This is a genomic window from Paraburkholderia sp. CNPSo 3274 (genome assembly GCF_024206475.1).
Classification (GTDB): Bacteria; Pseudomonadota; Gammaproteobacteria; order Burkholderiales; family Burkholderiaceae; genus Paraburkholderia.
Map to the genome: position 1 here is coordinate 1 of NZ_JAMBPR010000036.1, position 17,246 is coordinate 17,246.

Annotated in this window: 14 protein-coding genes; 5 read left to right on the forward strand and 9 right to left on the reverse strand. The window is 61.3% G+C overall.

Annotated features, from left to right (window positions below; genetic code table 11):
* On the reverse strand, positions 1-160 hold a 160-nt coding region (locus M3I54_RS23710; protein WP_254338201.1), incomplete at its 3' end, for a transposase.
* A 325-nt stretch (positions 161-485) separates the two neighbouring features.
* Between M3I54_RS23710 and M3I54_RS23715 the strand changes: the two genes are divergently transcribed.
* The gene (locus M3I54_RS23715; RefSeq protein WP_254340415.1) at positions 486-1,157 is read left to right on the forward strand and encodes a hypothetical protein; all 672 of its coding nucleotides are present in this window, start codon (positions 486-488) and stop codon (positions 1,155-1,157) included.
* A 400-nt stretch (positions 1,158-1,557) separates the two neighbouring features.
* Here M3I54_RS23715 and M3I54_RS23720 read toward each other — a convergent pair whose 3' ends face one another.
* The 3 genes from M3I54_RS23720 to M3I54_RS23730 form a co-directional block, all read right to left on the reverse strand.
* Positions 1,558-2,904, reverse strand: coding sequence for a hypothetical protein (locus tag M3I54_RS23720; RefSeq protein WP_254340416.1), 1,347 nt, complete (start codon positions 2,902-2,904; stop codon positions 1,558-1,560).
* A gap of 75 nt (positions 2,905-2,979) precedes the next feature.
* Positions 2,980-3,606, reverse strand: coding sequence for a hypothetical protein (locus M3I54_RS23725; protein WP_254340418.1), 627 nt, complete (start codon positions 3,604-3,606; stop codon positions 2,980-2,982).
* A 134-nt stretch (positions 3,607-3,740) separates the two neighbouring features.
* Positions 3,741-5,063: a site-specific integrase gene (locus tag M3I54_RS23730; protein WP_254340420.1), complete on the reverse strand. Its 1,323-nt coding sequence runs from the start codon at positions 5,061-5,063 to the stop codon at positions 3,741-3,743.
* A gap of 125 nt (positions 5,064-5,188) precedes the next feature.
* On the opposite strand from M3I54_RS23730, the gene M3I54_RS23735 reads away from it, so the two are divergent.
* Positions 5,189-5,695 carry a metal-dependent hydrolase gene (locus M3I54_RS23735; RefSeq protein WP_309249633.1) on the forward strand — a complete coding sequence of 169 codons (507 nt, stop codon included), beginning with the start codon at positions 5,189-5,191 and terminating at the stop codon, positions 5,693-5,695.
* Positions 5,696-5,939: 244 nt separating this feature from the next.
* Here the strand turns inward: M3I54_RS23735 and M3I54_RS23740 are convergent, their stop codons facing one another.
* Positions 5,940-6,143 (reverse strand): DUF6900 domain-containing protein, encoded by a 204-nt coding sequence (locus tag M3I54_RS23740; RefSeq protein WP_254340422.1) that lies wholly within the window; start codon positions 6,141-6,143, stop codon positions 5,940-5,942.
* A gap of 344 nt (positions 6,144-6,487) precedes the next feature.
* Between M3I54_RS23740 and M3I54_RS23745 the strand changes: the two genes are divergently transcribed.
* The gene (locus tag M3I54_RS23745) at positions 6,488-7,150 is read left to right on the forward strand and encodes a helix-turn-helix domain-containing protein (RefSeq protein WP_254340424.1); all 663 of its coding nucleotides are present in this window, start codon (positions 6,488-6,490) and stop codon (positions 7,148-7,150) included.
* Positions 7,151-7,189: 39 nt separating this feature from the next.
* Here M3I54_RS23745 and pcaQ read toward each other — a convergent pair whose 3' ends face one another.
* On the reverse strand, positions 7,190-8,206 hold the full coding sequence (pcaQ, locus tag M3I54_RS23750; protein WP_254340426.1) for a pca operon transcription factor PcaQ: 1,017 nt from the start codon (positions 8,204-8,206) through the stop codon (positions 7,190-7,192).
* A 141-nt stretch (positions 8,207-8,347) separates the two neighbouring features.
* On the opposite strand from pcaQ, the gene pcaH reads away from it, so the two are divergent.
* Together pcaH and pcaG are read left to right on the forward strand one after the other, a co-directional pair.
* Complete coding sequence (pcaH, locus tag M3I54_RS23755; protein WP_254340428.1) at positions 8,348-9,052, forward strand: protocatechuate 3,4-dioxygenase subunit beta; 705 nt, start codon at positions 8,348-8,350, stop codon at positions 9,050-9,052.
* A 3-nt stretch (positions 9,053-9,055) separates the two neighbouring features.
* A complete protein-coding gene (gene pcaG / locus M3I54_RS23760) occupies positions 9,056-9,643 on the forward strand; it encodes a protocatechuate 3,4-dioxygenase subunit alpha (RefSeq protein WP_254340430.1) in 588 nt (195 codons plus the stop codon).
* Between the two features lie 169 nt (positions 9,644-9,812).
* On the opposite strand, the gene M3I54_RS23765 is transcribed toward pcaG, so the two are convergent.
* From M3I54_RS23765 to uvrA, 3 genes are all read right to left on the reverse strand, one after another.
* Positions 9,813-10,391, reverse strand: coding sequence for an NnrU family protein (locus tag M3I54_RS23765; protein WP_254340433.1), 579 nt, complete (start codon positions 10,389-10,391; stop codon positions 9,813-9,815).
* A 318-nt stretch (positions 10,392-10,709) separates the two neighbouring features.
* A complete protein-coding gene (locus M3I54_RS23770; protein WP_254340435.1) occupies positions 10,710-10,940 on the reverse strand; it encodes an H-NS histone family protein in 231 nt (76 codons plus the stop codon).
* Between the two features lie 303 nt (positions 10,941-11,243).
* Positions 11,244-17,153, reverse strand: coding sequence for an excinuclease ABC subunit UvrA (uvrA, locus tag M3I54_RS23775; RefSeq protein ID WP_302059105.1), 5,910 nt, complete (start codon positions 17,151-17,153; stop codon positions 11,244-11,246).
* Positions 17,154-17,246 lie beyond the last annotated feature (93 nt).

Genomic DNA, 17,246 nt, shown 5'->3' on the forward strand with positions numbered 1-17,246 from the left:
TGCGCCACGCAAACACCTGGTTCGCATTCACCTGATGACGTCGGGCTACCCCGGAGACGGTGGCTCCGGGTTCGAAGGTCTCACGCACAATCGCCAGTTTCTCTTCAACTGAGCGGCGTCGGCGTTGCTCCGGCTGCGTCAGAACCTCAACGGGTTCCATGTTGTTAGTTGTAGGCTTAAACATAGGCGGAAGACTACCTCATAGTTTAAGCGTTACCCAGTGTCCGGTTTTCGCGGGGGCCGGCCCAGCCTTATACGAAGCCGAGAGATAGACCGTATCGACTAGTCAAGGTTCGATCCTAATGATGGTCGCAAGGTCATTACCTCCATTCTGTACATGAAAGAATTCTGTAAATTGAGTCAGGGGCCGGTTACCCAAATCTTGTAACGGTGTTACAGGAATCGGCCGCAAAGCCTTATACCTTCGTCGAATTCAAACCTGTAACCCCGTTACAACATCGTGTTTTAAGGAGTGCATATCAGTAGTGAAAACATACACTAGTCAGCATGAGATGGCCGTAGGTATCGCCATGCGACAACAGGCCGAGCTATACGAAGTAGAAGCCGCCAAGGTTGGAACCTCGTTAAAGGTGGTGACTGCGGTCTATACCGATGACGGTACAGCAAGCTATGCAACCGCGCTTGCTCAATTCTTGGTTGATAACCCCGAGCATGCGGAAGGTACGCGCGATGATATGGCCGGTATCGTTACCCGTCAGCTTGGCCTAACCAAGCCTTTCCCACCTAGCCGGATGAGCCGCGATCTTACCCGGAAGCAACGCGACCTTGTACGCAAGCTATTAGAGCCGCATGGCTACCCTACAGGAGCAATTGTGACCGCATTACATATTCGCGATGCTGTGCGCCTTGGCAAGGCCAGCATTAGCGCGGTAGCCGTTACGATGGAAACCAAGTTCGAAGTCCACCAAGTTACTATGAACGGCAAGACGTACCCTTACACGCTGGTCGATAGCGCTACGGCGTTGCCTTGGTATCGGCTAGGCATCCGCTACGCTGGCCGGAACATTGCTTTGCATGAAGTGTTGGCAATCCGAAGCATTGGAATCGGCCAATTTCGAAACATGGATGAGCAAGCGTACCGCGCAGCAGGGGCCGAAGCGTTGGCAACCCGCACCGCGCTAATGGTGCAGGCATGAGCGAGCACCCGTTAGAGCACAACACGGCAGAGCGTGCATGGTTTGAGAAGTCGGGCGGGCACGCACAAGCGGGCTATAGGCGTGGTATTCAAGCGGCTACCGGAGCGCTACCGAGTTGGGCAGTAGACAAACGCAGGAGCAAGGCGCGCAAAGAGGAATCGGTAGGTGTGCATCCTGTACAACATGCACATAATGTACAGCATGTACAGAACGCGTCTGAGCAGCCGCCGACGTTGGCCGAAATGCTGGCGAAGCTGCAGCGCCCGAGACAGACAGACGAGCAACCTACGCCAAGTGTTGATCCGCTGACGCTGCTATAGGCGTATACGTCCACAGCGCTTAAGTCGGGTAGGGATGTATTGGCTTCTGCTGAAGTGGCTATTGCCCCGCGAACGGGGCCCTACATCCCGGCCTTTTGGGTCGATATCCAGTCTAGAAATTTCATGAAGTTGTCTTCGGGCTTTTCAGTCTTCTTGTAGCTATCGAGTTGCAATGTGAATCGGGCTAGGAGATCACTCGCCAATAGTTCGATCTCATGCCGGTGCTGACGCTCGTTCAAGGCTGGTTTTCGATAGTTCAATGTTGACCACGTTCCATGTAGTACGCGAGATCGGGCCGTTACAACCGAGTCGATAAAACTTAAAACCGTTCGGGAATCGTTATCTCTCAGCGGTTGGTTTTTGGTCAATCCATAAATTACCTCAAACACCTTAAGCAATCCATTCTTGCATCCACTAGTACTTTGTGCGAATAGCAACACCTCAATAGATGTTTCCATTTTGGCAATTGCCACGGTGTCCAGCTTCTCTGATATCCCCTCATGAAACCAGTAAGCCGCGTCGCACCACGCTTGATCTAGCCTCACCAAAGTTGACTGGCCCTTAACAAAAGCGTCTACTCTGTTTCCTACGGATTCAAGTATCGCTTTGTTCTTCCCGAGAATCATATCGAAATACGGCCCGGAATAGCTCATACACGGGTCTGCGCGCGTGAACCCGGCCCTCAAATGATCGCCGACCTTTTTAAAAGTATTGATATTCTTAGGAATTGTTCGCGCCGTTGATCTCGCGACTTCCTTTGAGATCGAAGGTGGAATAAATAGTTGTAGGGCGACTAGAGCAATGTCAACTGCGCTGTCGGCGTGCTCAGCGGATCTCTCATTATCGTAACCTTCCGTTTCTACCTGTGCAATCCAGCGCGCGCCTTGACCCGCCGCATACTCCAATATTTGATTATATCCAAATTTTTCGACTTCATCCTTCGATTCAACCTGATGAGCGGCAGCAAAGCCGTTCACAAACTGAAAAGTCACCGGCCCTACATGGAACGACCGCGAATCATTCGGAGAGACAGCACAAGGAATGAAGTGTGTCTTAGGCGCTGCCTCTTCGGCAAACCAACTGGCAATCCCCGTTTTGAATATGTCATAGTCTTCGTGAGGGGTGCCAATCCGCACCGCCTTTATCAATTCATCCGCCACTTTAGATAGTAGGCGTTCGAAACTTGTTCCCCTTGCATATTCAGGATGCTCTTTAAGAAGAGATTCTGTCAAGGCAATTGCTGCGTCCACGCCAGCCCTCTTAAAACCCAGCGCGTTGCCTTCTGGCGTGAACATTCGCGGATATACAATCTCGTGTCTCGCGAACCATGCGTCAGTAGCATCAAATCCGACCAATATTTCCTCGGGGCGCTCCGTGAATACAAAATTGTTGGCTGTGGATTTTAAGTATTCGGTCTTGTTTTTCATATATTCCAAGATTCTCATGAAAATCAGAGGTATCTTTTCGCTAACTTACCATAAGCAAGCGCATTGACAGATTTACTAGGCGCGATCAGGAAATGCTATCTTGTGGTCAGCGCCAATGGCTGCGGCGATAAGCTCAAAATACCTGTCAACGATCACGAGAATTTCAGAATTGTTATTTTTTATCTGCCTCGACCATTTGAGTTGCGCTCGTCTGTATTCAAATTCCAGATCATCCCCGAGCTTATGGGCAGTGCGACGGAATAACGCCATTGCCGCCACCCAATCAAGCCCCTCATCTGAGTAACGACGGGCGTGAACATGGCTACCGCGCGTACGGATGATCGCTTCTAGTGGTCCGTAAACAACCGTTTTGATTTTTGCTGGAAGATCGGCAATCCCGTATAGTCGAGAGATTTTAGTCGCGTATGCAGTCAGACGTTGCTCCAGCATATATACCTCCTGCAAGTGCGAGCCAATCAGGAATTTTATATAATCGTCCTTTTCGATTTTCTTGGATCGGGGTGGCGAAAGTTCGACCAATGTCGCGACCAAATTTACAGCGTCGAGCGTTGCCGTGATTTCTGTATATCCGGAGAAGATCTCACGAAATACGCCATCCGTTTTTCGCTTTAATTCTTCGCCTGCTTGCTTTGCCTCAACGACTGGATCGAGATATTCGGAAGCAAAGTTTGCCATCATCATCTGAAATTTCTCGAAACCCGTTTTCCCAAAATTACCTTGCATAATGATTTTCGCCGTTGCTCAACTGTTGTTATTTACAGCCGCCGCCCTGCTAACTAATTCGAAGGAATACTCCACCCGCTCGCTAGCCTCCACTACATAGCCGGTAGCTTGTCTATTGCCGCGCGTAGCGGCTTAACAGGATAGAACTGCGCGCCGTACCCGCGCGATATCCGATTCCCGCCAGCATGCCCCGTTAGTGCGTCTGAGACTTCCTCAGTAACGCCTTGCTCGCGCAATTGATCTTTAAACAGGTGGCGAAACGAATGGAACGCTTTCCGCTTGTCGGTGATGCCGAGCGTACGGAGCCATTTATTCCACTTGCCCGAGAACGTACCCGTACACCGCCCGTGTGCGTTTGCCTTCATTGGCCAGATACGGTCGCCGGTCGCCTGCCTCGCTATCTCGACCAAGGGCAATAGCTCAGGATGCAACGGAATGCGGCGCACTGAGCCTGCCGTTTTCACATGCTGGCCGTCGCCTTCGTCCGTAACGTACACAAGCGCGCAGCCCTGCTCTACGCGGATATCACCGGGTGCAAGCTGACCGATTTCCTCTAGCCGCATTCCTGTATAGATCGCGATGCGCGGAGCCCAATACTTGAAGCCGGTAAAGCCCGCGCTGGCCTTCAAGACCGTCTGCACTTCGTCCACCGTGAAAGGCAACCGCGCTGCCCTTTGGTCAGATGCCGGGGGCGTAGCGATCTTGAGCGCCTGGTTCGAATCGATGTAGCCAGCGTCAACCGCAGCACTCAGCAACGCCTTAACGAACGTCACGTAATGGCGAACCGTCCCCGGTGCCATGCCGGACTCCGCCAGCTTACGAACGAACTGCGCGACGTGGGCGCGTGTGACCTCGACGGGCAATAGCCGCTTGCCGGATATCTCCCAAAACTTGGACAGGCTGCGATGCGCTTGCGCCACTGCTGCACCACCCGGCTTGCGCGTGGTTTTCCAGTGCACCAGAGCGTCCATAAAAGTATGATTATTCGCTTCTGCTGCCTTGGCGTTGCGCGGACGAGGAAGCGACGCGCGGGCGTTCTGCGTTGCTGCTGCGAATGCAATTGCGGCCGGATCATTTGGCCCCACAGGAGTTGGCTTATCGTCCAGCAGCGCCTCTATCCGGTCTGCTTCGGTGTACGGCTCTAGCTCGTGGTCGTCTTGCCCGTGCTCGTGATCTAGCATGGTGTCTAAGTCCACAGTCCCGCTCGTGCGCACCCTCTCTAGGCTCGCCGCCGCTTGCTCGAATAGCTCATCTACTTGCACGCCATACTTACGGGCTGCTTTCTCCGCTTCCCGCCTATCCTTCGTGTTCAGGCTCTTAGTTATTTCACGTTTGCCAATGATGTTACGAATTGCTTCAGGGACCACGCGGCGGTAGTGATAAGCCGCCCCGCGCCTGATAATATGTTGACCCATTTGTAGCACCCAAATGTAGCGCAAGCCCTTTACTGGCTTGGATTGTAGCCCACACAAGGCGCGGTGATTGGTTTTCGCAGTCCTGCGAAGATTGCGCCCCCTTCAACTTCGCAACACACCGCTTCATGGCATCAGGCACCGCACATCACGCCACGGGTTGGGCCGCTGGCGTCATCGCCGCCGCAATCGTCACGCATCAGGGCGCCGATAGCGCCTGGCATCTCTACGCCGCGCTCGCGTTCGCGGCGGGTGTCGCGGGCGGATCGGCGCCCGACTGGCTGGAGGTCGCATGGTGGCGCAAGAAGCGGCGCCTCTGGATCACGCATCGCACGCTCACGCACTGGGGCATCGGCTGGATCGCTTTGCTCGTGTGGTCGTATCACAAACTCGGGCACGTGCCGATCGCGGCGCCCGCGTTCGGCTTCGCTTGCGGAGGCATGGTCCACTTGTTCGCCGACTGGCCCAATCCGCTCGGTGTGCCGTGGATCTTTCAGCGGCACTCGCTGAACTGGTGGCGCAGCGGACGTTGCGACCTGATCGTCGTCGCCGCGTCATGGGTTGCCGCGTGGTTTTTCGCCGTGCATGGCGTGCCGCACGACTGGTCGCTCGCCCCGTTGCGTCGGCTCGTCTGACTGATCTGTGACGACGCGTCTTTCTCAAGGACGACCGGTAATTGAAAATAGGCGGGAAAGCTTTCGCCCGCGGCATGCCGGGCGTTCACCCAATCCGCGCAAAGCGTCGATTAACAATCGTCGGGACTGATCAGGCGCCACATCGCCATTAATCAGGGAAAACGTTTATTTTCATGTCAATCAAAATCGAAATAAAAACGGCGCCCTTTAAAGGGCGCCGCTCCTAAATCGCGTCATGCGAGATTCAGGCGTTCTGCTCGCACTCCGCGCGGCCCATGCGGTAGCCGACGATCAGCCCGGCGTCATACGCCGACTCCAGCGCGCGGCCAATATCCTCTGCGCTCACGAGATGCACGTCGGCGGTCGGCTTCCCGGTCAGTTCGAAGCTCTCGATCCCGAGCGTTCTTCGCGAGATTGCCAGCAATAATTCGAGTCGTTCGTCATGCATTTTGCTCTCTCCACTTGATCTACATCATCTGATTACAATGATAAATATCAAAATCCGTGTGGGCCGCGACGCATGGACGCATATTGAAGCGCTACTCTAATATCGAACTCGAGAAATCTTTAAATATTGTTAAATCAACAACCGATTAACCTTGAAAATCCTTGAATAGAGTCGTTTTAATCCGAGATTAAACAGGGCCTCAATGCATGATGGCTTGCCCCATGCGGCCGAGCCGACGTCGCGGCCAGGCGAGGCGAGGGTTTCGCGCGAGCAACCGTTTGATATGATCGGTAACACATTCGCGCGGCCCAACCAGGGCTTTTCGTCAGTCTTCGAACGTAGCCATGGACTCCACGCTCATCCCATCCGCCAGCACGGCGACCACCGACCTCGGACGCCGCGTGCGCGCCGCGCGCGTCGCCCAGGACCTGACGCTGGATACGGCCAGCCGCCTGTGCGGCGTCTCGCGCTCGACCCTGTCGAAAGTTGAAAACGGGCTCATGTCGCCAACCTTCGACGTGCTGCAAAAGATCGTCGGCGGGCTGAGAATCGACCTGGCCGAGCTGTTCGGCACCCCGCCCAAGCTCAATGCCGGCGGCCGCCGCGCGCTCACGCGCAACGGCGCGGGTCAGCGCCACGCCTATCGCGGCTATCAAATGGAGTTGCTCGCCACCGATCTCGCGCACAAGGCAATGCTGCCGTTTCGCATCCGCATCACCGCGCATTCGCTCGACGCGTTCGACGACTGGGGCCGCCACGAAGGCGAAGAGTTTCTCTACGTGATCAGCGGCAGCGTGTGCCTGTATTCGGAGCTTTACGCGCCCACCTGTCTGGAAACCGGCGACAGCCTCTACTTCGACAGCCGCACCGGCCACGCAGCCATTTCGACGAGCGAGGAAGACGCCGAAGTGCTGTGGATGGCCACGAGCGCGCGCCTGCCCGGCGTCGCGCCGGAAGCGCCGGCAACGTCGAAGTCGCGGGCCAAGGCGAAGCTCACGGCCGGCTGAATATAGCGCGCGGCTTTGGGTCTGCAGGACCGTGAAGCCTCAACCCTTGGCGCCGGGCGAACGCTTGCCAGCGGAAGTGTTTGCAGCACGCGCGCGCCGCGTCCGGGGCGCGGCGGAGCCATCCGGTCGCACTTCGCGCTCGCGCGCCGCACGCCTCACGGCCTCGATCAGCGCGCGACCGGCCAGCGTGGGCTGCGTATCGGTACGCTGAATCACCCCCACCGGCTCTTCGCCGCCCGCGGAAGGCAGTGGCAACCGCACTAGCGTCCCTCGCCGAAGGTCGTACTCAACGGCACCGGCGGGCACGAACCACACCGCGTCATTCTGGAGCGCCAGCGCGCGCCCCACCGAAACCGAGAGCAACTCGACGAACGCCGACAGCGGCGCTGCGCCCCAGGCGGCGAGCAGACTGTCCGCCGCCTGGCGGATCAACGTGCCGAACGGCGGCAGCACAAGCGGAAACGATGCGAGTTGCGCTGGCAGCCCCGCCCCCTGCGCGAGCGGATGCCCCGCGCGCACCACCACGGCAAGCGGCTCGTTGTACAACTGCTCGAAGCTCAGGCCCACCATGCGTTCGGGGTCGGCCAGACGGCCCACCGCAAAGCTGACCGCCCCTGTCTTGAGCCGCTCGAGCAGCTCGGTGTTGGCCCCCGTCACCAGCCGCACGCTCACGCGCGGCCATTCCTCGCGGAAGTGACGCAACGCGCCGGGCAGCAACGCCGTCGCCACCGTGGGCAGCACGCCGATATCGAGCGTCGCGGTCACCGCGCCTTCGTCGCGCGCGAGCAAAGCCACGCCCTGGCGCAGCGCGCTCACGCAGGCGCTCGCGTGCGGCATGAAAAGCTGCCCCTCGCGCGTAGGCACCGCGCCGTGCCGCCCGCGCTCGAACAGCTTCACGCCCAGCACCAGCTCCAGCTCGGCGATCGTCTTCGACACTGCGGGCTGCGTGACCGACAGACTCTGGGCGGCCTGCTGCACGCTGCCCATCTGCGCCACGGCAAGAAAACACTGTAGATGGCGGAATTTGACGCGTCCGTCCGCGAGCCGGTTTTGCATAACGATTCGTTATACGAGATGCGAAAAAACATCATTTTGCATAACTTTTCGCTTTGGATAAAGTGGCTGCATCGGCACGCACTGCCAACCGCTGCCGGCGACGAGCCCATTCCCCCAATAATCCACCCCAGGAGACACCCCATGGACGAGTCCATCCTGTCGCCGCGCGACTTCGACTCGCACCCCGCGTACGTTCATCCGTCGTACCGTTCGTCGGTCAAACGCGGCCCCACACTCCCGCTCATCCCTCTGAAGGAAAAGCTGCGCAACCAGCACGCGCCCGTGTACGGCACCGACGACCTCGGCGCGCTCGATCATGACCTCACGCGCAACGCCGCCAAAAACGGCGCGCCGCTCGGCGAGCGCATCATCGTGACGGGCCATGTGCTCGACGAAGGCGGCAAGCCGGTGCGCAACACGCTCGTGGAAATCTGGCAGGCCAACGCCGCCGGCCGCTATGTCCACAAGCAGGACCAGCACGACGCGCCGCTCGATCCCAACTTCCTCGGCGCGGGACGCGCGATCACCGATAACAACGGCCGCTATCGTTTCCTCACGATCAAGCCGGGCGCGTATCCCTGGGGCAATCACCCGAACGCGTGGCGTCCGAATCACATCCACTTCTCGCTGTTCGGCGACTACTTCGGCTCGCGTCTCGTCACGCAAATGTATTTCCCCGGCGACCCGCTGCTCGCGTTCGACCCGATCTACCAGGGCACGCCCGAAGACGCGCGCGAGCGCATGATTTCGCGCTTCTCGCTCGACACCACCGAAGAAGGCTTCGCACTCGGCTACGAATTCGACATCGTGCTGCGCGGCCCGAACCAAACCCCCACGGAGCGTTGAACCATGGCACTCAAGGAAACGCCTTCGCAAACGGTCGGCCCGTACTTCGCTTACGGCCTGTGTCCGCAGCAATACGACTTCGATTTCAGGAGCCTCTTCACGGCCGACGTGGTCGGGCCTGAAACGCCGGGCGAGCACATCACGCTGATCGGCCGCGTGATCGACGGCGACGGCAACGCCGTGTTCGACGCGATGCTCGAGTTTTCGCAGGTCGACGCAAACGGCCGTTATCCGGCTTCGCGCGAGGAAATCGCCGAAGACGGCTTCCGCGGTTTTGCACGCGTCGGCACGGGCACGGATGCGCAGCACCGCTTCATCGTGCACACCGTGAAGCCGGGCGTCGAGAACGCCGGCGAAGCGCCGCATCTGAACGTGATCGTGATGATGCGGGGGATGCTCACGCACACCTTCACGCGCATCTACTTCGAAGACGAAGCCGCCGCCAACGCCGCGGACCCCGTGCTCTCGGCCGTGCCCGCAGCGCGCCGCGACACGCTTGTCGCGCGCCGTAGCGAGCAGGCCGGCAGCATCGTCTACACGTTCGACATCCGCATGCAGGGCGAACGGGAAACGGTGTTCTTCGATCTTTAATGCATCGACGGATACGCGAGCCGAATCGCGTGGACTTTCACGCGGCTTTCATGAACTGGCCCTATGATCGTGCCGCTGCGATCTGATCGCGGAACTCCGAGCTGTACCTTGTGAAGCCTGCCATGCGCAGGCTTCTTTTTTTGCAGTGCGCTTGCGGCCTGCAGCGCGCTCAGCCAAGCGGCCGCACGCCGATCAGCACGCCATGCAGCCAGAAGGCGAACACGGCCCAGGCCACGAGTCCGACCACGACGACGATCGCATCGCGCGAAACCTGCCCCGGCGGATAGACCACCCCGGCGTCGCGATCGCGCCGGTTCTCGCCGCGCAGCTCGAACAACGCCCAGACGAGGAAAACCGCGAAGAGAATGATGTCGTTGAGCGTACCGTTCGCGAGCAGATGCGCGAACGCCCAAAGCGCGACGCCGCTCACAAACGGCTGACCGAGCGCACGCTTGAAGTGATTGCCCGGCACATAGGCCGCGACGATCAAGATGAAGGCAATGGCGGTGAGGAGCGCCGTGACATGCGCCATCCAGAACGGCGGCAGCCAGATCGGCACGGGATAGCGGCGTGACAGACCATAGCCGTAGATGATCAGTACGAAGCCCAGAATCGAGAGCAACGCGAACGCGCCCCGCCAGGCACGCGGACCCAGACGCTCGATCTGCGCGGCGCGCCAGGGCGCCGCCACGATGCGGATCGAATGGACACCAATGAAAATCACGAGGCCCAGCACGAGTATCGCCATGACTACCTCCCTGCCGCAGCAAGAACGGAATGGGCGAGATTGTCGCGCAGCTTGATCGCGCAGCCAACCGGAGTTTTCAAAAAAGCTGACTAATTACACGCGCAAATGCCAACAAAAGAGAATGCGTAAATCATTGCGCGCCTAAACCGGCGCGGCACATTAGGAAGCGCAATTAAAACCCGGCTCGCGCCGAAAGGCATTTTAAAACTATGCTGAATAATACTGAGCGCCGCGCCATTGCGCAGGCTTTGCGGCATGCGCCGCGAACGGTCTGGCGGTCGAATGGCAACACCGGCGTGCATTCGCGCACCGTCATGGCTAGCAGCGAAAATGCTCGATATCCTGTCCCGCGTGCTTATAGCGCAACAGCCAGGCCGGCATATCGCCCTCGCCATTCCACGTATTCCCGTATGCGTCGCGGTACTTGGGTAGTTTTTCGCTTTCGGCAATAGACGCTTCAAGCTCTTCGAGCGTAATGCCGTACTCTTCCATGCGGCGTCGAATCCACACGATGAGCCGTTCGCGCGCCTCTCCATCGAGGTCGAACATCGATTAATTCCTCTCGCTTCGTCAAGGGCAAGGCACCGATACAACGATCGGCAAAGAATCGTCTTCCCTGAAAAGACAAAGGCTTCGCGAACAGACTGCGAAGCCTTGCTGCACTGATGAAGTGGCCTGGGTGGGAGCCCGCGACCGGTTCGGAGGGGATTGCAGTCCGCTGCTCCGCTCTCAGATGACGCCGCTACAGGTGAGCGAACGTTTGCTGCAAGCGGAGCCCATGATACCTTGCGCTCGCGGCGCAGATCAAGCGGTTTCAAGGCGGAGCGGGCCTCTGCGCCCCGCTCCGTTCTTTTAGCGCGAACCCGCCGCGCCCGTTGCGCGCCGCTCTGGTACGGGTTTCCTTTCGGCAACGTTCACGTCGCCCTGGCCACGCGCCAGCACGGGCGCGAGCGCCGCACCGGTATGGCTCGCCCGCACCTTCGCGAGCGCTTCGGGGTCGGCCGCGGCGACGATCGTGCCGCCGCCCACGCCACCTTCGGGCCCGAGATCGATGATCCAGTCGGCTTCGGCGATCACGTCGAGGTCGTGCTCGATCACGACGACGCTATGCCCCGCGTCCGCGAGCCGGTGCAGCACGCTGATGAGGCGCGCCACGTCGGCCATGTGCAGGCCCACCGTGGGCTCATCGAGCACGTAGAGCGTGTGCGGCGCCTTCTGGCCGCGGCGCGTGATGTCGTCGCGCACCTTCGAGAGCTCGGTCACGAGCTTGATGCGCTGCGCCTCGCCGCCCGAGAGCGTGGGCGAAGGCTGGCCGAGCGTGAGGTAGCCGAGACCCACGTCCTTCATGAGCTGCAGCGGGTGCGAAATACTCGTGATCGCCCCGAAGAACTCCACCGCCTCGTCGATTTCCATCGTCAGCACTTCGCCGATGTTCCGGCCGCGCCACGTCACGGCCAGCGTTTCCGGATTGAAGCGCTGGCCGTGGCACACGTCGCACGGCACCTTCACGTCGGGCAGGAAGCTCATGCCGATGGTGCGCACGCCCTGGCCTTCGCACGCGGGACAGCGTCCGTCGCCGGTATTGAACGAGAAACGCGACGCGCTATAGCCGCGGGCGCGCGCCTCGAGCGTATCGGCGAAAAGGCGGCGGATCGCGTCCCACACGCCGATATAGGTCGCTGGGCACGAGCGCGGCGTTTTTCCGATCGGCGTCTGGTCGACTTCGAGCACGCGGTCGATGCTTTCCCACCCGCTAATCGATTCGCAGCCCTGCCACGTATACGAAACCTCGAGTTTCGGCTTCGCGCTCGTGCGTGCGAGCACGCTCGAACGGCGCTCCGCTGCGCCCGGCGCTTTCTCCTTCACCGCCTTGCGCGCGCGGCGCTCGGCAGGCGAAGACAGCACCGAACGCCCGACGGCGTCGAGCAGATTGGAAAGCAGCACGTCGCGCGCGAGCGTGGACTTGCCGGAGCCGCTCACGCCCGTGATCGCCACGAGGCGTCCGAGCGGAATCTGCGCGGTGACGTTGCGCAGGTTGTGCAGCTTGCCGCCGTGCACGGTGAGCCATTGACCCGGCACCGCCTCGCGCCCCGCGCGCGCAGGACACACTTCGCGTCGAGGCTGCAGCGGGTGCCGGATCGGCTGCGCGAGATAGCGGCCCGTGAGCGAATCGGGCTGTGCCGCGAGATCGGCCACGCTGCCCTGCGCGACCACGCGGCCTCCGCGCTTGCCCGCACTCGGACCGATGTCGATGATGTGATCGGCGCGCCGGATCGTGTCCTCGTCGTGCTCGACCACGACGAGCGTGTTGCCCTTCTCGCCGAGGCTGCGCAGCGCGTCCAGCAGGATCCGGTTGTCGCGCGGATGCAGGCCGATGGTCGGTTCGTCGAGCACGTAGCACACGCCCTGCAAATTGCTGCCCAGTTGCGCGGCGAGACGAATGCGCTGCGCCTCGCCACCCGAAAGGCTCGGCGCGGCGCGATCGAGGCTCAGATAGCCGAGCCCCACTTCTTCCAGGAACTGCAGCCGGCTGCGGATTTCGCTGACCACGTCGCGCGCGATCTGCGCGTCGCGGCCATTGAGCTTCAGCGTATCGATCCAGCCGCGCGTCTCCGCCACGGTCCACTGCGCGACGTCGACGATGGGATGCGCGTCGAACGTCACGGCGCGCGCCACAGGATTCAGGCGCGTGCCGCCGCAATCGTGGCACGGCTCGTCGACCATGCCGTCGGGTTCCTGCTCTTCCGAAGGCAAGGTTTGCTCGCGGCCACGGCCGTCTTCGGCGACGATCGTGTCGTCGTAGGCGGCGCGCTGTTCGCGCGTGAGCGCGAGGCCCGTGCCCACGCAGGTCGTGCACCAGCCGTGCTTGCTGTTGTACGAAAACATGCGCGGATCGAGTTCGGGATAGCTCGTGCCGCACACCGGGCATGCGCGCCGCGTCGAAAGCACCTTCACCTCACCGATGCTCACCGTCGAACCGCCATTGCCAAGCACATGATCGAGGCCGTCGAGCGGCGCGAGCAAGTGCACGATGCCCTTGCCCGCTTCGAGCGTCGCGCCGAGCATCGTCCGCAATTGCGCCTCGTTTTCAGGCTCGATCACGAGGTCGCCCACGGGCAACTCGATCGTATGTTCGCGGAAGCGGTCGAGCTTGGGCCACGGCGCGACGGACACGAATTCGCCATCCACGCGCAGATGCGTATTGCCGCGCGCCTTCGCCCACTTCGCGAGATCGGTGTAGACGCCCTTGCGATTGACGACGAGCGGCGCGAGCAAACCGACATGCTGGCCGCGATGTTCGCGCAGCAGTTGCGCGACGATCGCATCGACGCTCTGCGACGTGACAGGTGTGCCGTCATGCACGCAGTGCTGCACGCCGAGCTTCACGTAAAGCAGACGCAGGAAGTGCCAAACCTCGGAGGTCGTGGCGACCGTGCTCTTGCGGCCGCCGCGCGAAAGGCGCTGCTCGATCGCGACGGTCGGCGGAATGCCGTACACGGCATCGACTTCGGGGCGGCCCGCAGGCTGCACGATCGAACGGGCATACGCATTGAGCGATTCAAGGTAGCGCCGCTGGCCTTCGTGAAAGAGGATGTCGAACGCGAGCGTGGACTTGCCCGAGCCCGACACGCCCGTAATGACGTTGAAGCGGCCGTGCGGAATATCGACGTCGAGCGCCTTGAGATTGTGCTCGCGTGCGTTCACGATGCGCACCACATCCTCGCCCTGCACGTCGCGGCGCGCCTGCGCGGCACGCAACGCGGTTTGCAGCGCGACGCCCTCCTCTTCAGCGAGCAGTTCGACACCGCTGCCCAGCGCGGCTTCGTAGCGCTCGAGTGCCGCGCCCGTATGCGAGCGCGGGCACGCGATCACGTCTTCGGGCGTGCCGACGCACACTACTTCGCCGCCCGCGTCGCCGCCTTCAGGGCCGAGATCGATCAGCCAGTCGGCGGTGCGGATCACGTCGAGGTTATGCTCGATCACGAGCAGCGAATGACCGCCCGCGAGCAGCTTGCCGAAGGCGCGCATCAGCTTGGCGATGTCGTCGAAATGCAGACCCGTGGTCGGTTCGTCGAACATGAAGAGGCGGCCGCCCGCCTCCTTGCCGCGCGACTGCGCGGTTTCCGCGAGATAACCCGCGAGCTTCAGGCGCTGCGCCTCGCCGCCCGAGAGCGTCGGCACCGGCTGGCCGAGCTTCACGTATTCGAGGCCCACATCCACGATAGGCTGCAGTACGCGCAATACTTCGGCATCCTCAGCGAAGCATTGCACCGCTTCGCTCACCGTGAGGTCGAGCACGTCTGCCACCGAAAGCGTGCGGCCTGCGCGCTCGATCTTCACTTCGAGCACTTCCGGGCGATAGCGGCTGCCGTCGCAATCGGGGCAACGCAGATACACATCGCTCAGGAACTGCATTTCGATGTGCTCGAAGCCCGAACCGCCGCAGGTCGGGCAGCGACCTTCGCCCGAGTTGAAGCTGAACATGCCCGCCGTGTAGCCGCGCTGCTTCGCGAGCGTCGCCTTGGCGAACAGCTTGCGGATCTCGTCGAACGCGCCGACATAGCTGGCCGGATTCGAGCGTGCCGTCTTGCCGATCGGCGACTGGTCGACGAACACGGCATCACTGATTTGCTCCGCGCCGCTCAGCTTGCGGAACGTGCCCGGCGCTTCCGTCGCTTTGCCCAGATGGCGCGCGAGCGCGGGATAGAGCACGTCCTGCACCAACGTAGATTTACCCGAGCCCGAAACGCCCGTCACGCAAACAAGCCGCTGCAGCGGAATCTGCACGGTCACGTCGCGCAGATTGTGTTCGCTCGCGCCTTCGAGCAGAAGGTTCGGCGTGGACGCGTCAACCGGGCGTCGCTCCCAGTGCGAAGCGTCGGCAACGGCGCGGTGGCCGCCGAGGTACTCTCCCGTCAGCGTGCCCGAGGAGCGGATATCGTTCGGCGTGCCGTCGTAGACGATCGTGCCGCCGCGCTCGCCGGGGCCGGGACCCATGTCGATGAGACGGTCGGCCGCGAGCATCACGGACGGATCATGCTCGACCACGACGAGCGTATTGCCCGCATCGCGCAGACGATGCATCGCTTCGACGATGCGGTTGAGGTCGCGCGGATGCAGGCCGATACTCGGCTCGTCGAGCACGAACAGCGTTTTCGTGAGCGACGTGCCGAGTGCCGTGGTCAGGTTGATACGCTGCACTTCGCCGCCCGAAAGCGTGCGGCTCTGGCGGTCGAGCGTGAGATAGCCAAGGCCCACGTCGCAGAGATACTTCAGGCGTGTGCGCACTTCCTCGAGCAGCAACTTCAGCGCGTCATCGAGCAATGATGAGGATAGCGAAAGATTGTCGAAGAAGCGGCGAATGCGCTCGATCGGCAGCAGCATCACGTCGTGCACGGTGAGGCCCGGCAGCGCTTCGAGCTGCGCGCGCGTCCAGTCCACGCCGTGCGGCAGGAAGCGCCCCGAAGGCGCGAGCACTTCGTCCGCGTTCTGCTGCGTGCCGAGGCGCCATTGCAAGGCCTCGGTCTTCAGGCGTGCGCCACCGCAGGTTTCGCACGGCGTGTAGCTGCGGTACTTCGACAGCAGCACGCGAATGTGCATCTTGTAGGCCTTCGACTCCAGATACTGGAAGAAGCGCTTCACGCCGTACCACTGCGTTTGCCAGCTTCCCTTCCAGTCCGGCGCGCCGTTGATGACCCAGTCGCGCTGCGCCTGCGTCAGCTCGGACCAAGCCGTATCGCGCGGAATGCCGGCCTTCGCGGCATAGCGCATCAGGTCGTCCTGGCATTCCTTCCACGCCGGCGTTTGCAGCGGCTTGATCGCGCCGCCGCGCAGCGTCTTGCGCTCGTCGGGGATCACGAGGCCCCAATCCACGCCGATCACGCGGCCAAAACCGCGGCATGCGTCGCAGGCGCCGTAGGCCGAGTTGAACGAGAACAGCGCGGGCTGCGGATCGGCGTAGCGCAGATCGCTGTCCGGGCAATGCAGCCCCGTAGAGAAACGCCAGATCTGCGGCTCAGCGGCGGCTTCGGCGTCGCCGCTCTCCAGCACGTAGATGTTGACGCGCCCGCTGCCGCGCTTGAGCGAGGCTTCGATCGCCTCGATCGCGCGGCTCTTCTCCACGTTCTGCATGCGGAAACGGTCGGCGACCACGTCGAGCAGCTTGCGCGTGCCTTCGGCGGTCTTTACCTCGCGCTGCGCCTGCACGCGCGTATAGCCGCTCGCGGAGAGCCATTGCGCGACTTCTTCCTCGGTGGTCGTATCGGGCAATTCGACCGGAAACGTGACCACGAGACGCGGGTCGCCCGCGGCCGTGCGCGCCATCAGTTCGGCGTAAATCGTCTCAGGCGTATCGTGCCGCACGGGCTGCGCCGTGACGCGGTCGAACAGATTCGCGGCGCGCGCGTAGAGCAGCTTCAGGTGGTCGTTCAGCTCCGTCATCGTGCCGACCGTGGAGCGCGAACTGCGCACGGGGTTGGTCTGGTCGATGGCGATGGCGGGCGGCACACCGTCCACGCGATCGACCTGTGGCCGGTCCATGCGGTCGAGGAACTGGCGCGCATAGGCGCTGAACGTTTCGACGTAACGGCGCTGGCCTTCCGCGTAAAGCGTGTCGAAGACGAGGCTCGACTTGCCCGAGCCCGAAGGCCCGGTGACGACTGTCATTTCGCCGGTGTGCAGGTCGAGGTCGAGGTTCTTGAGGTTGTGCTGGCGGGCACCACGGATTCGGATGGATCGGTTTTCGCTCACTTGCGCTGGCATTCCGGCTGGATCACACGCGTGGGGCCGGGCGGCGCGAAATGGTGCAAAAACGCGGCGCGGCCCGGCAACTTGCAGCGCGGCGCACGCGGGGAA

Coding starts and splice junctions, on each gene's coding strand:
- M3I54_RS23740 (WP_254340422.1), bottom strand. CDS start 6,143: ATGCATGACGAACGACTCGAATTATTGCTGGCAATCTCGCGAAGAACG.
- M3I54_RS23770 (WP_254340435.1), bottom strand. CDS start 10,940: ATGTTCGACCTCGATGGAGAGGCGCGCGAACGGCTCATCGTGTGGATT.
- pcaG (WP_254340430.1), top strand. CDS start 9,056: ATGGCACTCAAGGAAACGCCTTCGCAAACGGTCGGCCCGTACTTCGCT.
- pcaQ (WP_254340426.1), bottom strand. CDS start 8,206: ATGCAAAACCGGCTCGCGGACGGACGCGTCAAATTCCGCCATCTACAG.
- M3I54_RS23720 (WP_254340416.1), bottom strand. CDS start 2,904: ATGAAAAACAAGACCGAATACTTAAAATCCACAGCCAACAATTTTGTA.
- uvrA (WP_302059105.1), bottom strand. CDS start 17,153: ATGCCAGCGCAAGTGAGCGAAAACCGATCCATCCGAATCCGTGGTGCC.
- M3I54_RS23745 (WP_254340424.1), top strand. CDS start 6,488: ATGGACTCCACGCTCATCCCATCCGCCAGCACGGCGACCACCGACCTC.
- M3I54_RS23765 (WP_254340433.1), bottom strand. CDS start 10,391: ATGGCGATACTCGTGCTGGGCCTCGTGATTTTCATTGGTGTCCATTCG.
- M3I54_RS23725 (WP_254340418.1), bottom strand. CDS start 3,606: ATGATGATGGCAAACTTTGCTTCCGAATATCTCGATCCAGTCGTTGAG.
- M3I54_RS23730 (WP_254340420.1), bottom strand. CDS start 5,063: ATGGGTCAACATATTATCAGGCGCGGGGCGGCTTATCACTACCGCCGC.
- pcaH (WP_254340428.1), top strand. CDS start 8,348: ATGGACGAGTCCATCCTGTCGCCGCGCGACTTCGACTCGCACCCCGCG.
- M3I54_RS23735 (WP_309249633.1), top strand. CDS start 5,189: ATGGCATCAGGCACCGCACATCACGCCACGGGTTGGGCCGCTGGCGTC.